At 29.8% G+C, this 14,649-nt stretch carries 16 protein-coding genes; all 16 read right to left on the reverse strand.

What is annotated here, in order from left to right; genetic code table 11:
* Entirely contained in the window at positions 1-714 is a 714-nt protein-coding gene (gene pyrH, locus RDK80_RS04195) for a UMP kinase (RefSeq protein ID WP_308523571.1), read from the reverse strand.
* A gap of 67 nt (positions 715-781) precedes the next feature.
* Positions 782-1,429 (reverse strand): translation elongation factor Ts, encoded by a 648-nt coding sequence (gene tsf, locus RDK80_RS04200; RefSeq protein WP_094900108.1) that lies wholly within the window; start codon positions 1,427-1,429, stop codon positions 782-784.
* Between the two features lie 72 nt (positions 1,430-1,501).
* Positions 1,502-2,209 carry a 30S ribosomal protein S2 gene (rpsB, locus tag RDK80_RS04205; RefSeq protein WP_094900107.1) on the reverse strand — a complete coding sequence of 236 codons (708 nt, stop codon included), beginning with the start codon at positions 2,207-2,209 and terminating at the stop codon, positions 1,502-1,504.
* A 222-nt stretch (positions 2,210-2,431) separates the two neighbouring features.
* Positions 2,432-2,875, reverse strand: a complete 444-nt coding sequence (locus tag RDK80_RS04210; protein WP_308523572.1) for a DUF6115 domain-containing protein — start codon at positions 2,873-2,875, stop codon at positions 2,432-2,434.
* A 12-nt stretch (positions 2,876-2,887) separates the two neighbouring features.
* A complete protein-coding gene (locus tag RDK80_RS04215; protein WP_308523573.1) occupies positions 2,888-3,199 on the reverse strand; it encodes a hypothetical protein in 312 nt (103 codons plus the stop codon).
* Between the two features lie 11 nt (positions 3,200-3,210).
* The gene (locus tag RDK80_RS04220) at positions 3,211-4,596 is read right to left on the reverse strand and encodes a DUF342 domain-containing protein (protein WP_094900104.1); all 1,386 of its coding nucleotides are present in this window, start codon (positions 4,594-4,596) and stop codon (positions 3,211-3,213) included.
* Positions 4,597-4,606: 10 nt separating this feature from the next.
* Positions 4,607-5,356 (reverse strand): FliA/WhiG family RNA polymerase sigma factor, encoded by a 750-nt coding sequence (locus RDK80_RS04225; protein ID WP_308523574.1) that lies wholly within the window; start codon positions 5,354-5,356, stop codon positions 4,607-4,609.
* A 20-nt stretch (positions 5,357-5,376) separates the two neighbouring features.
* Positions 5,377-5,865 (reverse strand): chemotaxis protein CheD, encoded by a 489-nt coding sequence (locus tag RDK80_RS04230; RefSeq protein WP_308523575.1) that lies wholly within the window; start codon positions 5,863-5,865, stop codon positions 5,377-5,379.
* 1 nt (position 5,866) lies between these two features.
* Positions 5,867-6,481, reverse strand: coding sequence for a chemotaxis protein CheC (locus tag RDK80_RS04235; protein ID WP_216562519.1), 615 nt, complete (start codon positions 6,479-6,481; stop codon positions 5,867-5,869).
* A gap of 12 nt (positions 6,482-6,493) precedes the next feature.
* On the reverse strand, positions 6,494-6,925 hold the full coding sequence (locus RDK80_RS04240) for a chemotaxis protein CheW (protein ID WP_094900101.1): 432 nt from the start codon (positions 6,923-6,925) through the stop codon (positions 6,494-6,496).
* Between the two features lie 12 nt (positions 6,926-6,937).
* On the reverse strand, positions 6,938-8,935 hold the full coding sequence (locus RDK80_RS04245; protein ID WP_094900100.1) for a chemotaxis protein CheA: 1,998 nt from the start codon (positions 8,933-8,935) through the stop codon (positions 6,938-6,940).
* A 2-nt stretch (positions 8,936-8,937) separates the two neighbouring features.
* On the reverse strand, positions 8,938-9,978 hold the full coding sequence (locus RDK80_RS04250; RefSeq protein WP_094900099.1) for a chemotaxis response regulator protein-glutamate methylesterase: 1,041 nt from the start codon (positions 9,976-9,978) through the stop codon (positions 8,938-8,940).
* Entirely contained in the window at positions 9,979-10,644 is a 666-nt protein-coding gene (locus RDK80_RS04255) for a flagellar brake protein (protein WP_094900098.1), read from the reverse strand.
* The gene (locus RDK80_RS04260; RefSeq protein ID WP_094900097.1) at positions 10,645-11,538 is read right to left on the reverse strand and encodes a MinD/ParA family protein; all 894 of its coding nucleotides are present in this window, start codon (positions 11,536-11,538) and stop codon (positions 10,645-10,647) included.
* Positions 11,531-12,616 carry a flagellar biosynthesis protein FlhF gene (locus tag RDK80_RS04265; protein ID WP_308523576.1) on the reverse strand — a complete coding sequence of 362 codons (1,086 nt, stop codon included), beginning with the start codon at positions 12,614-12,616 and terminating at the stop codon, positions 11,531-11,533. Before RDK80_RS04265 ends, RDK80_RS04260 begins: the two co-directional genes overlap by 8 nt.
* Positions 12,616-14,643 carry a flagellar biosynthesis protein FlhA gene (flhA, locus tag RDK80_RS04270; protein WP_308523577.1) on the reverse strand — a complete coding sequence of 676 codons (2,028 nt, stop codon included), beginning with the start codon at positions 14,641-14,643 and terminating at the stop codon, positions 12,616-12,618. The genes RDK80_RS04265 and flhA overlap by 1 nt, the downstream gene beginning before the upstream one ends.
* Between the last annotated feature and the right edge of the window lie 6 nt (positions 14,644-14,649).

Consider the following 14,649-nt stretch of genomic DNA (forward strand, 5'->3'; position numbering starts at 1 on the left):
TTAATCCTCCTTTACATGTGTTCCAATTTTTTTACCTAAAACAACATTAATAATATTATTTGGTTCATCAATGCCAAATACAATTAGGGGAATCTTATTATCCATACATAATGAAGTTGCAGTTGAATCCATTATACCAAGCCCTAAGTTTAAAATATCAATATATTTCAATGTATCAAACTTCTTTGCATTGCAATTCACATTTGGATCTGAGTCATAAACTCCATCTACACCTTTTTTAGCTAGCAATATTACCTCTGCTTCTATTTCAGCAGCCCTAAGAGCAGCCGTAGTATCAGTTGAAAAATAGGGATTACCTGTTCCCGCAGCAAATATCACTACTCTCCCCTTTTCTAAATGCCTAACAGCTTTTCTTCTTATGTAAGGCTCAGCTATCTGCCTCATCTCTATTGCAGATTGTACTCTTGTGTCTACACCTAATTGTTCTAGGGAGTCTTGTAATGCAAGTGCATTCATTACTGTTCCAAGCATTCCTATATAGTCAGATGTGGTTCTATCCATTTCTTTAGTTGATCTTCCACGCCAAAAATTTCCTCCACCTACTACAATAGATACTTGTACACCCAAGTTGTGTAATTCTTTGACTTCCATAGATATTTGATTAATCATATCTATATCAATTCCAGCACCCTTAGGACCGGAGAGGGCTTCACCACTTATCTTTAAGACGACTCTCTTAAATATTGGGTCCATCTAATTCACTCCTAATGTCAAGTATAGTGTTATTTAAATGGAGAACAAATATATGTTCTCCATTTAATTACATATTAATTTGCTTTGCAACTTCATCAGCAAAGTTTTCTTCTTTCTTTTCAATTCCTTCGCCTACTTCAAATCTTGCAAATCTTCTAATCTTTAGGTTCTCACCTATTTTAGCGATTTTCTCATTTAGTAAATCTCTAATCTTAACATCTGGATCCTTTATGAAGTTTTGGTCTAGTAGACATATTTGCTCAAAGAATTTTTCTAATCTACCCTCAACTATTTTAGCAGCTACATGCTCTGGTTTACCTTCATTAATCGCTTGTTGGGTAAGTACTTCTCTTTCTCTAGCTATTTCTTCTTCAGATACTTCTTCTCTTGATACATATTTAGGATTTGAAGCAGCAATTTGCATAGCTATATCCTTAACAAATTGTTTAAATTCCTCAGTCTTAGCAACGAAATCTGTTTCAGAGTTAACTTCTACTAAAACACCTATTCTACCACTATGGATATATGCCTCTACTAGGCCTTCAGCTGCGATTCTTCCTGATTTTTTTGCAGCTTTTGATAATCCTTTTTCTCTTAATAGGTCGATAGCTTTTTCTATATCTCCATTTGTTTCTACTAAAGCATTTTTACAATCCATCATTCCAGCGCCTGTTCTCTCTCTCAAATCTTTTACTATTGAAGCACTTATATTCATTCTATCCCTCCTATATTGTTAAAAATGGTAAGAGTAGAAGGGACCGCCCCTTTTAAACCCTTACCCTTTTATTTACTCTTCTATATTTTCTATTTGTTCCCCTTGCTTTCCTTCTAAAACTGCATTAGCCATAGTTTCTGTTAGTAGTTTAACAGCTCTTATAGCATCATCGTTACCAGGGATAACATAATTAACTTCGTCTGGATCACAGTTAGTATCCACTATAGCAACAACAGGAATTCCAAGAATTTGAGCTTCTTTTACTGCAATTCTTTCTTTTCTTGGATCTACAACAAACAGAACATCTGGTATTCTATTCATATTTTTAATTCCACCAAGGAATTTTTCTAGTCTTTCTGCTTCATGTCTTAATTTGATAACTTCTTTTTTAGGTAAAAGTTCAAAAATACCTTCTTCTTCCATTTTAGCTAATTCATGAAGTCTGTCAACCCTATTTCTGATAGTTTTATAGTTTGTTAACATACCACCAAGCCATCTTTGATTTACAAAATGCATATTACATCTTTTGGCTTCGCTCTCAATAGCTTCTTGAGCTTGTTTCTTTGTACCTACAAATAAAACTTCGCCTCCATCTGCAATAGCTTCCTTAATAAAATCATAAGCCTCTTCTACCTTCTTAACTGTTTTTTGTAAGTCAATAATGTAGATTCCATTTCTTTCAGTAAAAATATACTGTGCCATTTTGGGATTCCATCTTCTAGTCTGATGTCCAAAATGAACTCCTGCTTCTAATAAACCTTTCATTGTAATTACTGACATACTATTCACCTCCAAGTTTTTTTCCTCCATCCCTTTCATATATTAGAGGAACCATTAGGCACTGCCTCAAATATCAAGGAATGTGTGTAATCACTATAGTAGTATAACATACCATAATTCTTAAAGCAATCATTTTTACATAAAATTGTCTATTTTTTATAATCATAATATAACTTTGACCTGATTAGATTTTACGAAACATTTCTTTCATGTGTTAATGATTCAATGTAAGCTTTTTATATTCTCGTACATTTTTAGTATAATTTCAACCTCTCTAATACCTTTATTCAATTTTTTTGCGATCTCTTCATTTGTTAATCCAATTTTTTTTAACTCAACGACATTTTTATGGATAGAGCTTGAATTTATGCTGACCATATCTGAACTGTCATTACTTAAAAGATTATTATCACTATTAATGATAGAATTTAATTGTTCATTATGTATCTTCTCATTTTTTTTATTTATCATTTCTAATTTAGAATCAATCATTTCATCAAATTCTTCAATTATTTCCTCAGTAAGATTATAATATTCCTTTACCCTTTCTTCAATTTGATTTAAATCATTAACTGCAGTATTATGATTTGTCAAATCCTTTCTTATAATATAAATTGAATAAATAATTAAAATTAATCCAATTATATTTAAAATGATAGTTATCATCTTACACCTCTATTATATACGTATATCGATATTATTTCCTATATTTTTAGTATTTATTTTCTTATTAGTAGATTTTTCAGATTTTTTATTGTCCTTTTTCCGTGAATATCCTTGTTTATTTGATCTATTATCATCAATAATTCTCGATTTGTTACTCTTATCTGTATCCATGACTTTTTTCTTGTTTTTGTTTATGATTTTTTCCTGTTGAATAAATCCACTTTCTACAATATTTTTGTTTTTAATATTTTCTATATACTTTGCGCTTGATACTTCTTGAGTTTTTGGAAGCATAACATTGTAATCAATAGGTTTAATAGACATATTATCACCTCTTAATATGGTCCAATCCTTATATCTCCATCTTCTTTATAGAATGTGCATCTTTTCATTTCATCTCTTATATACAAAAAACTATTTCCTATAATAATTTTAACACCTGGATAAATGGTATCAGCAACTTTTATCTGTCCCCTAGATAAAGTATTCATTTGATTTTTTACTTCAATTAATTCTCTTTCTACTTTACTAATTTCTAAACTTAGGGTTAATTGGGCTTTGCTGAGTTCATTGTATAACTCTTCTTTCCTTACATCAAGTTTATTTGATCTCTTTAATACCTCCAATACTTTTAAAGACTGATCTATTTTTTCAAGATTCTCTTTAGATGTTTTAAATTTTTCGTCTAATTCATCATGTCTTTGCTTGACATCTGGATCAATACCTACTTCCAAGACTGTTGTCGTTGCCATTGTAGAACCAATGATTCTAGCTCTGATTTCATACTTAGCTTTACAAACACCACCAACAATTAATCCTTTTTTTCCAAGAACAAGAATGTTAGACTTGGAAGACACATTACTATGCATAATAGCTTCTGCTGTTATATTGGATCCAGCATTGACAACAGAATTTTCAATAAACTTAGTAGACAAGTTTCCCGTAGTATTAATTGTTAATCTATTGTATCCTTGAATTCCTTGTCGTATTAAAACATCTCCATTAGACTCAATTAGTCCTCCCTCTACTGCACCCTTTACTTCAACAGAACCTCCTGCCCTTAAGGTAAAACCATTGAGAATGTCTTTATTCACAATTACATTTCCATCAAAATTTATATTACCTGTACTATTATCAATATTTTCCACTGACAGTACTTCAGAAACACTTACCTTACCATTCTTTAATTCAACTAATCCGTTACTTTCTGAAATCAAAAATATACCATCTAACGATACTTTAACATTTTTTCCATATTTAAATTTTGGCACCCTGCCTTTAGCATATGGTATTGTATCTCCATTAACTTTTTTTCCTTCTTCTCCATCGGTTGGAGGTATAATCTCAGCTAAGACATCTTCTTTATTAACTGTATTAATAGAATCTAGCTCTCTATAGTCCACTGTCCCATCATCATTTAATTTAGGTAATAAAGGTTTTTCCATATCAAAATGATATTTGATACTTCCATCCTTTCCTGGTATTGGTACTTTCCCTTCAGCTATGCAAAACTTCTCTCCAGTGATTCTATTATCTAAAAGATTCTGTAATAGACTTTCTTTTAAGCCATATTTTATATGTTTTTTTATTTCATTTAATAAATCCTTATTATCAATCTGAATATAATCTTGATCTTCACCTTCATATTTTAATATAGTAATATAGCCATATAACCCATCTCTACTAATTTCAAGCACTATGTCATTACCGATATTATACATACTCCACCCCCTATGATCCTTTAACTATTCCTTCTTTTTCTAAAAAAATTTTAATTTTTAAAATAGCTTTGCTATGTATTTGTGAAATTCTGGATTCTGATAGTTCCATAACATGTCCTATTTCTTTATAAGTTAATTCTTCGTAATAATATAAGGAAATTACTAGTCTTTCATTTTTATTTAAGGCATCAATTGAAGTTGATAAAATCTCCTTTATTTCTTTTCCTTCATAAATATCTTCTGGTGTTCCTATATCCTGTTGAATTTCAGAAGAATAATCCCCTTTTGTTAACAAGACTTCTTCTAATGAAGAAACATTAAAAGTTGATATATCAGATAATAATAATTCTAACTCATTTAGTGAAATTTTTAAATGTTTTGCAATTTCTTCATTTTTGGGGCTTCTTCCAAGTTTATTTTCGAGAAAAGATATAGAGTTTTGTACATCCTTAGATTTTTTTCGCAATGACCTAGGTATCCAATCTAATTTCCTAATATTATCAATTATAGCCCCTTTTATTCTTATTTGAGCATAAGTTTCAAATTTAATATTTTTGGTTATGTCAAATTTATCAATACTGTCTATTAACCCTAGTACACCATATCCTAATAAATCATCATATTCAATTTTACTTCCATAAAAATTATACATTCTTCCTGCAACAATTTTAACTAAACTTATATAATATTCTATTAACTCTTTTTTTAATTCTTTATCTTTAGTATCAGTATATTTTATCCATAAGTTCTCAATATTCATTTGATTTCCCCCCATGGAAATTATATTGTTTTTTCTCCATGGCCAATAGTCCTGACTTGTAATGAACCATCATTAGCATTTAATATTATTGTTCTACCGAAATTTCCTCCAGTGTCTTCAGAAATAATTTTTATATTTAACTCCTTAAGCTTTGTTTTAGTAGCAATTACATTTCTTTCACCAATTTTTAAAATATCATTGCTAGAATTAAAGTTAAACATTTGGGATCCTCCAGCTATTTTAGCTACAAAATTATTTCTATCTCCACCTATCTTTATCATGACTTCTACTAACTCTTCAATTCCAGTATCTGCAAACTTTGCTTTATTCTCATTGTTTTTTATTTCTTTACTAGAAGGTAACATAATATGAGCTAAGCCAGCAATTTTATTGACTTTATCATATAATGTGATCCCTACACAAGATCCTAAGCCTAAAGTAGTTAAGAAGTTAGGTGATTTTGTTGCGTTGAGATCGGCCATTCCAACTTTTATAGTTTTAACATTCATCCTATTTTACCCCTAACGCTAATAATATTTTATCGAAAGAAGATAAGTCTGGAAGAAAAAATAAATTTCCAGCAACAAGATTTTGTTCTTCTTCGAAAATTGTTTCTATCATCAAAGCATGATCTGAAACATGTCCATATTGTATAGCTGGCACACTAAGGATAGCACCTGCCATATCAATTGAAATTGATGGAACAGATATATACATTTTTAATCCAGTAAGTGAAGATAGTGAATTTGCATATGAAGAAGCGATAATATTCCCTACCTCAGATAATGCAGATATATCCATTTCATCAAGTTCCTTATCTTCTTTTTCACGATTATATAACATATTAGTCAAATTTATAGCAGAATTTATATCTAAGGCAAACATCATATTACCAACGATATCTTCCATTAATTCAAAATAAATTCCAATTACTAAGTTTTCTTCTCCTCCTAATATCTCAGCTACATCTCTAAACTCCATTATACGAACATTAGGAACCTTCATATCGATTTTCTTAGATATCATATTTGCTAGAGCAGTAGCAGCATTCCCAGCCCCAATATTTCCTAATTCTTTAAGTACATCTATCATAAAATTATTTAAATTATCAACATTGATTGTCATATTATTACACCTCTAATACTCAAGGACTTTTGATAATTCAAGTAATATTATCAATCTATCCTTAACCTTACCGATTCCTTGTATATAAGATAAGTTTTCATTTTCAGAAGAAGTAGGTGGATTATCAATGTTTTCTTTAGCTATTTCTATTACCTCAGATGATGAATCTACAATTAAACCTGCTATTATCTCATCATGTGAAACAATTATTATACGAGAGTTATTATCTATTTCTTTAGGTTCCATATCAAGCTTTAGCCTTAAATCAATTAGACAAATAACCTCACCCCTTAAATTAATAACTCCTTTAACATGTATAGGACCATTAGGTATTCTTGTTGTTTCTTGCATTTTCTCTATAGAAATTACTTTGTTAATAGGAATTCCATAATATTCTTTGTCTAGTTTAAATACTACATATTTATTGTCTATTACCTCAGACATGTTGATTCCCCCTTATATTAGTGAATTAATGTCTAGAATTAATGAAATATTACCATTACCAAGGATTGTAGCACCAGATAAATATTTTACTCCTCCTAAATATTTTCCTAATCCTTTAATAACAATTTCTTGCTGACCTATTAGGTTATCTACAATTAAACCTGCCTGTTTATCTCCCTTTTTTACTACGACAACTACTAAATCTTCACTCTCTCTATTATCATCTATACCTAGTATGTCTTTTAATCTTATAATTGGTAAAGTCATGCCTCTATATAATACAATCTCTTGTCCTTGCACATCTCTTATTTGATCATTAGAAATATTAATAATCTCCGTAATAGAACTCAAAGGAATCGCATATATTTCATCATTTAATTTTATTAGTAATGCCTGAATTATAGCCAATGTCAATGGAATTCTAATTATAAACTTAGTACCCTTATCCTTTACACTCTCAATTTCTATATTTCCATTTATTGATTCGATTTTAGATTTAACAACATCAAGTCCAACTCCTCTTCCTGAAACATCTGAAATGGTCTCAGCTGTACTAAATCCAGGTTCAAATAGTAAATTAATACTATCCTCTATTGATAAATTTTCAGCTTCTCTTTCATCTAATATTCCTTTTTCAACTGCTTTTCTCTTAATTAAATTATGATCCATGCCTCTTCCATCGTCTTCTACCTCGATTACTACATTGTTTCCATCTGGATAGGACTTAAGTACAACGGTTCCCACTTCAGGCTTCCCAATCTTAATTCTATCTGCTGGTAGCTCAATCCCATGATCTATTGAATTTCTAATCATATGAATTAAAGGGTCTCCAATTTCATCAATAACTGTTCTATCTACTTCAGTTTCTTCTCCACTCATTTGTAAATCTATTTCTTTTCCTAGTTCTTTAGATAAATCTCTTACTAACCTTGGGAATCTATTAAAAACTCTTTCTATCGGCACCATTCTAACTTTCATAACCGCATCGTGTAAATTAGTGGTTATTCGTTCTAAATATTCAATAGCTTCTGTCATATTTTCGCCAGTTGTCTTTTCACTTAAATCATCCATCCTAGTCTTGATTATTATTAGTTCACTGACTAGGTTCATTAGATTATCTAATCGGTCGATATCAACTCTAACAGTCTTTCCAACTTTACCAGAGTGAGTTTGAGTTGTCTTCTCACTTTTAACATTAACTTCATCCATTATAATATTTGAATCAGTAGGTATTTCTGATTCTTTTGGCTCAATTATCTTATTAGAATTATTATCCTCAGAATCTGTTAAAGTAATGTTTTCTATTTCCGATATCTGATTTAATTCACTTAATATAATTGATTTATCATTATCACTTACTAAAAGAACAGAAAACTTTAAATCAAATTTTTCATCTTCAATATCTTCAACAGACGGATTAGAATAAATAATTTCTCCAAAGGTTTCTAAAGTATTAAATATAATAAAAGCTCTTGCAGATTTTAACATACATGATTCACTTAAAACAAAATCTATTCTGTATATATTCAAACCTTCTTTTTTTGCTTTATTTACGGCTTCTAAAACAAAATTATCAATCTTTAAATCATCAACAGGGATATTTTCATGTTTTCCATTTTTTTCTTCATTTAATAAATTTGTTAATTTATTTATTATTATCTGGTTATTATCATCTTCTTCTGTTCCGAAATCTATAATATGACTTACTGAAGAATCTAACGCATCAAAGCATTCAAATAAAATATCAATTATATTTTCTGAAAGCTCTATATCATTATTTCTTGCAGCTTGCAAAACATTTTCCATCTCATGAGTTAAATTAGCCATATTATGAAATCCCATAGTCCCAGACATACCTTTAATTGTGTGAGCTACCCTAAAAATCTCATTTATATGTCCCAAGTGAGAAGGATTTTTTTCTAATTCTAATAAAACATCATTCATATTTTGTAAATGTTCTTTTGCTTCTTCAACAAATATATTTATATATTGACTAATATCTAAATCCATGACTACACCCCCACTTTATTTATTATTTTATTTGCAATTTTGTCTAGAGGCAATATTATATCTATACAATTTGTAGCGATAGCCGACTTAGGCATACCATATACAACTGAGGTTGCTTCATCTTGGGCTATAGTATAGCTACCAGATTGTCTCATTTTCATTATACCGTTTGTTCCATCAGATCCCATACCTGTCAAAATAACACCTATTTTTGAGTATCCACTGATTTTAGCTACTGACTCCATCATCTTATCAACAGTTGGTCTTAACCCCATAACCTGAGGTTCTTGATTTAATCTTATTACAAGGTCATTAGACTCTTTAACCACTGTCATATGATAATCTCCTGGTGCGATATAACCACATCCTCTTGATAATACATCTCCATCTTCAGCTTCTTTAATTTTAATATTAGAAATGGAATTTAATCTATCAGCTAAAGACTTCGTAAATTTAGGTGGCATATGTTGTACTATAAGGATAGAAGCATTAATATCACTAGGTAACTCTGAAATCAAAGATTGTAAAGCTCTTGGACCACCTGTTGAAGTCCCGACAGCTATAATATTTTGAAATCCTTCATAAGTTATATTTAACCTATCCACTTTTACTGTAGTTGTTTTTTTAACAGTTTCCTTAATATAAAATTTTGACTTTGCACCAGCCTTGACTTTTTCTACAATTTCTCTTTTTATATCCGCTTGACTTAAACTAAAAATATTTGTAGGCTTAGGTAAAAAATCAACTGCACCTTCATCCAATGCTTTTAATGTAAGCTCTGCCCCTTCAGAAGTTAGAGAACTAATCATTATAACAGGTAGTTTATACTTAGATACAATATGTCTTAAAGTTGTTAAGCCATCCATTAAAGGCATCTCAATATCTAAAGTTACTATATCGGGTTTTAAGATTTCTATCTTATCTAAGGCCTCTTGTCCATTTCTAGCAGTACCTACAACAGATATTTCAGTATCTGAACTAAGTATGTCTGTTAATATTTTTCTAATTAAAGCAGAATCATCTACTATTAAAACTTTTATCATCTATATCAGCCCTTTTAATCTTAAGATTCTTTGTTTTTCAAAAATATATTTGATGATCACTTCTCTATCCTCTTCTCTCATCTCTAAAAATGAAACCCCAATACTAAATCTATAATTAAAACTATTGATTTCTTCTGTTCTTACAACTAAGGCTTTAGATTTTATTAAATGATCACCTATTTTAAATGAACAAATTATCTCATCTCTTACTTTATGTTCGTAATTACAATAAAGTTTCATTCCACCGCCTGAAATATCTTTAGTATCACATGTTTCAATTAGTGTTTCAACATTATCGCCTTCAACTGTTAAATGTTCTTTATATACACTTAATGTAGTCAAAAGCCTATAATGGTTTCTTAATTGAATTTTATTAATTTCAGATATTTTTTTTATGTGTAAAGTATATATAGAAGAATAATTTCTAGATAAAACCTTAGCAGTAAAATAATAATTTCCTTTGTTTTCAACATTATATGAAACTCTTATATGCTCATCCTTGTGTATAAAAACTAAATTATTCTGCTTAATTGGACCGCTAATTATTAATTCTTTAGGTTTAATTATATCTAAAACCTGTGATGGATATGAGATTTCTTCTTTATCATTTATTTTTATAATTTCAATCTTCGCACCTATATTTAAAGAATCAAATGTGAAACTCACTTAATCACCTCTCTTGAAAAAAACATCTAATATTCTTTTGGCAAAGCTTGTCTTATCGCTTTCAGTTTTTAGAGATTCATTTCCTAAAAACCCCATAGCCATTATATTTATTCTCTTAGAAATGGGACTATTTGGATGTGAAATTATAAACGGTATTTGATTTCTTACGGCAAAATTAACTAGGTCATTTTTTTCTATATACCCTAAATAATTAATTTGAACTCTTAGAAAATTATTTGCTGCATTACTTAATTTATCATAAATTTCCTTGCCCTCATTTCTATTATTAACTAAATTACAAACAACATTTATTTTGCCTGCAAATCCAGAATAATTTATTGATTTTATTAGTGTATAAGAGTCCATAAGTGAAGTTGGATCTGGAGTACAAATAACAATTAACTCATTAGAAGTCATAATAAAATCAGTCACAGAATTAGAAATTCCAGCTCCTGTATCAATTATAATATAATCCGTAGCCGTTTGTAACTTTTCTATTTCTTGAATTAACTTTGGAAAATTATCATCTTTAAGTAATCTCAACTCTTTCAATCCAGAGCCACCCGAAATAATCTTAATCCCTTCTGGACCATCAGTCATTATTTCAAATATATCTTTATCTGAAAATATTATATCTGATATGGTATTGTTAACATTGAGACCAGCTAGTATTTCAATATTACTTAATCCAATGTCAGCATCAATCACTACGACTTCATAACCTAGTCTTCTAAGAGATATAGAAAAATTTATAGCGAAATTGGTCTTACCCACCCCACCTTTACCACTAGATATTGCAATAACCTTCGCTTTATTTTCAGTTAATGGTTCTCTTTCATTTCTTATATCTCTTGATTGCATAATTTTTCTTAGTTTTTCTGCCTGATCAATCATTGTTATTCTCCTCAATGAGTTTTTTAACAATATTTTCAACATCAATGATTTGAATGTCATCTGGAACATTCTGACCTGTCGTAAAATATGAAAGCTCTTTATTCGCAATATGTTTAATATTTAAAATATTCCCGTAGTTTTCGGCTTCATCAATTTTAGTAATAATTAATTTGTATTCATCTAAAAAATTATATTTATCTATTACTGATTCCAATACCTTATAGTCAGTAGTTGCACTAACTAATAAAAATACTTCCTTTTTTTTAACCGTATTCAGTATCTCTTTTAATTCTTCTACTTGTCCTAAGTCGTTATGATTTCTTCCAGCAGTATCTACTAAAATAATATCTTTATTTTGAAAATGATCAATTCCCTTAATCATCTCTTCTTTATTATAAGCTATTTCTAATGGCAATTGCAAAATATCACTATAAATTTTTAATTGCTCTACTGCAGCAATCCTATATGTATCTGAGGTAATTAAACCAATGTCATATTTGTTTTTTAAAACAAAATTTGCAGCTATTTTAGCTAGAGTAGTTGTTTTACCTACACCTGTTGGGCCAATAAAGAAAATAACTTTTTGCTCCTCATTTACTATAATAGGTCCAGGACTTCCTAAGCATTCAGCTAAATTAAATCTTACTATTTTCTCGATAGTATCTGTATCTTTTTCTTCTAAGTTTATTTTACTATTCATTTTTTTAAATAATTTAATTGCAATCTCAGGATCTACACCATTATTTACTATTGTGTTATAAAACTTTTTTAAGATAGGTGAAAAAAATTCATCTTCATTCTTATTTACAGAAATATTCATTACAAGATTTCTCAACTCAACTAGCTCTTCATTGATACTATTTAGTTTGTTTTCATATTTGCTAATGGTATTTTTATTTAATAAATCTTTATCTTCAAATGCAGCCGTGATCTCAACTAAAGGTTTCTTAAAATATCTAAATAAGCCCTTAGGCCTAATAGTTTTTGTATTTAATACAACTGCATCAGGCCCTAATTCCATTTTTAATTTTAACATAGCCTCATGGGCTGTTTGACCAACATATTTCTTTATTTTCATTATATACCTACCACCCCAACTGATTGAACTTCCACAGAGGATTCTAGTTCATTATAGGATATGACTACCACGTCTCGAGTCATTTGCTCAGTTAATTTCTTAAAATACAGTCTAACAATTGGTGCTGTAAGCACTATGGGTTGTTCACCAATAGAAGTAAGTTTTTGTATAGTTTTAAAAGTATTATTTAGAATTGTCTGTGCCTTATTAGGTTCTATTGATAGATATGAACCAGTTTCCGTTTTATTAATTGAGTTCATAATAAGTTCCTCTACCTGATTATCCAATGTCACTACACTTAGATTGTTATTTTCAACATATTTATTAGTAATATACCCAGACATTTTTTGTCTAACATACTCCGTAAGTAAATCAGTATCACTAGTAATGTTTCCATAATCTGCCAATGTTTCTAGTATAGTAACCATATCTCTTATACTAATTTGCTCTCTAAGTAAATTAGATAAAACTTTTTGTACTTCACCAAGAGATAACACTTTAGGTACAACTTCCTCAACAACAGCAGGAAATTCCTCCCTTACATTTTCAATTAAAGTTTTTACATCTTGTCTTCCAATTAGTTCATAAGCCTTTTCTTTTATTACTTCTGTCAAATGAGTAGCTATTACAGACGGTGGATCGACTACAGTATATCCAAATATCTCTGCCTTTTCTCTTTCCTTTTCTGTAATCCATTTAGCAGGTAAGCCAAAAGCAGGCTCTATAGTGTCTATACCTTCTATATTACCTTCTCCAATTCCTGGATCCATTGCTAAATAGTGATCAAAATAAACTTCTCCCTTTGAAACTTTAACTCCTTTTATCTTAATTATATACTCATTTGGATTCAATTGAATATTATCCCTTAATCTAACTATTGGAACTACTAATCCCAATTCCATAGCAATCTGGCGTCTAATCATTACAATCCTATCTAATAAGTCTCCACCTTGATCAATATCTGCTAATGGTATAAGACCATATCCAAATTCAAGTTCAATATCATCAACTTTCAATAAGTTTAATACATTTTCTGGTTTCCTCAATTCATCTGCCTCTGTAATTTCATCTATATGCTCACTTATTTCTTCCTTAACAGCACTCTTTGTTTTTAATCCAGCAATAATAAATATAATTCCCAACAAGATATTGGCGAAGTTTGGTAAAGGAGTAAATACTCCAAGCATAATCATAACTCCTCCAATTATATATAAAATAATTGGATTGTTAGAGAATAACTGTTTAATTAAATCTTGTCCAAGATTAGATTCAGAAGCTGCCCTAGTAACTACTAAACCTGTGGCAGTTGAAATAAGTAATGCAGGAATTTGCCCTACTAGTCCATCTCCAACTGTTAATAATGTATATCTCTGAAGTGCTTGACTCAAAGGCATACCTTTTCCAATAATCCCAATAAGAAAGCCTGCACCAATGTTTATAATTGTAATAATAATACCTGCAATAGCATCTCCTTTTACAAACTTACTGGCTCCATCCATAGCGCCGTAAAAATCAGCATATTTTTGCACATCTTTCCTTCTTTTCTTCGCCTCTTCTTCAGTAATTAGACCAGAGTTTAAATCAGCATCTATAGCCATTTGTTTACCAGGCATTGCATCTAAAGTAAATCTAGCAGCTACTTCTGAAACACGCTCAGCACCTTTAGTGATTACTAGGAAATTTATAATAACAATAATGAAGAATATTATAAATCCAACAACATAATTTCCCCCAATTACAAAGTTTCCAAAAGCTTCTATAACCTTACCAGCATCTGCCTCTAAAAGAATACCCCTTGTAGTTGAAATATTAAGGGCAAGTCTAAATAATGTAGTAAGTAATAATAAAGATGGAAAAATAGTTATCTGTAAAGCATCTTCGGCGTACATAGATAATAATAGAATTAATAAGGATAGAGAAATATTTAAACTTAGTAAAAAATCTAAGACACCTGTATTTATGGGTATTATTATTATAAGTATTATTCCAATTACAGCTAAAGCTACCAATATATCTCCTAACTTCATTTTCTA

Origin of the sequence: uncultured Tissierella sp. (assembly GCF_902479755.1) — a bacterium.
Classification (GTDB): domain Bacteria; phylum Bacillota; class Clostridia; order Tissierellales; family Tissierellaceae; genus Tissierella; species Tissierella carlieri.

Excerpts from the sequence above, each read along its gene's own strand:
- RDK80_RS04220 (WP_094900104.1), bottom strand. The coding sequence starts at position 4,596 with ATGTATAATATCGGTAATGACATAGTGCTTGAAATTAGTAGAGATGGG.
- RDK80_RS04240 (WP_094900101.1), bottom strand. The coding sequence starts at position 6,925 with ATGTCTGAGGTAATAGACAATAAATATGTAGTATTTAAACTAGACAAA.
- flhA (WP_308523577.1), bottom strand. The coding sequence starts at position 14,643 with ATGAAGTTAGGAGATATATTGGTAGCTTTAGCTGTAATTGGAATAATA.
- RDK80_RS04225 (WP_308523574.1), bottom strand. The coding sequence starts at position 5,356 with ATGAATATTGAGAACTTATGGATAAAATATACTGATACTAAAGATAAA.
- RDK80_RS04265 (WP_308523576.1), bottom strand. The coding sequence starts at position 12,616 with ATGAAAATAAAGAAATATGTTGGTCAAACAGCCCATGAGGCTATGTTA.
- pyrH (WP_308523571.1), bottom strand. The coding sequence starts at position 714 with ATGGACCCAATATTTAAGAGAGTCGTCTTAAAGATAAGTGGTGAAGCC.
- RDK80_RS04235 (WP_216562519.1), bottom strand. The coding sequence starts at position 6,481 with ATGACAATCAATGTTGATAATTTAAATAATTTTATGATAGATGTACTT.
- RDK80_RS04215 (WP_308523573.1), bottom strand. The coding sequence starts at position 3,199 with ATGTCTATTAAACCTATTGATTACAATGTTATGCTTCCAAAAACTCAA.
- RDK80_RS04210 (WP_308523572.1), bottom strand. The coding sequence starts at position 2,875 with ATGATAACTATCATTTTAAATATAATTGGATTAATTTTAATTATTTAT.
- RDK80_RS04230 (WP_308523575.1), bottom strand. The coding sequence starts at position 5,865 with ATGAATGTTAAAACTATAAAAGTTGGAATGGCCGATCTCAACGCAACA.
- tsf (WP_094900108.1), bottom strand. The coding sequence starts at position 1,429 with ATGAATATAAGTGCTTCAATAGTAAAAGATTTGAGAGAGAGAACAGGC.
- RDK80_RS04250 (WP_094900099.1), bottom strand. The coding sequence starts at position 9,978 with ATGATAAAAGTTTTAATAGTAGATGATTCTGCTTTAATTAGAAAAATA.
- RDK80_RS04245 (WP_094900100.1), bottom strand. The coding sequence starts at position 8,935 with ATGGATTTAGATATTAGTCAATATATAAATATATTTGTTGAAGAAGCA.
- RDK80_RS04260 (WP_094900097.1), bottom strand. The coding sequence starts at position 11,538 with ATGATTGATCAGGCAGAAAAACTAAGAAAAATTATGCAATCAAGAGAT.
- rpsB (WP_094900107.1), bottom strand. The coding sequence starts at position 2,209 with ATGTCAGTAATTACAATGAAAGGTTTATTAGAAGCAGGAGTTCATTTT.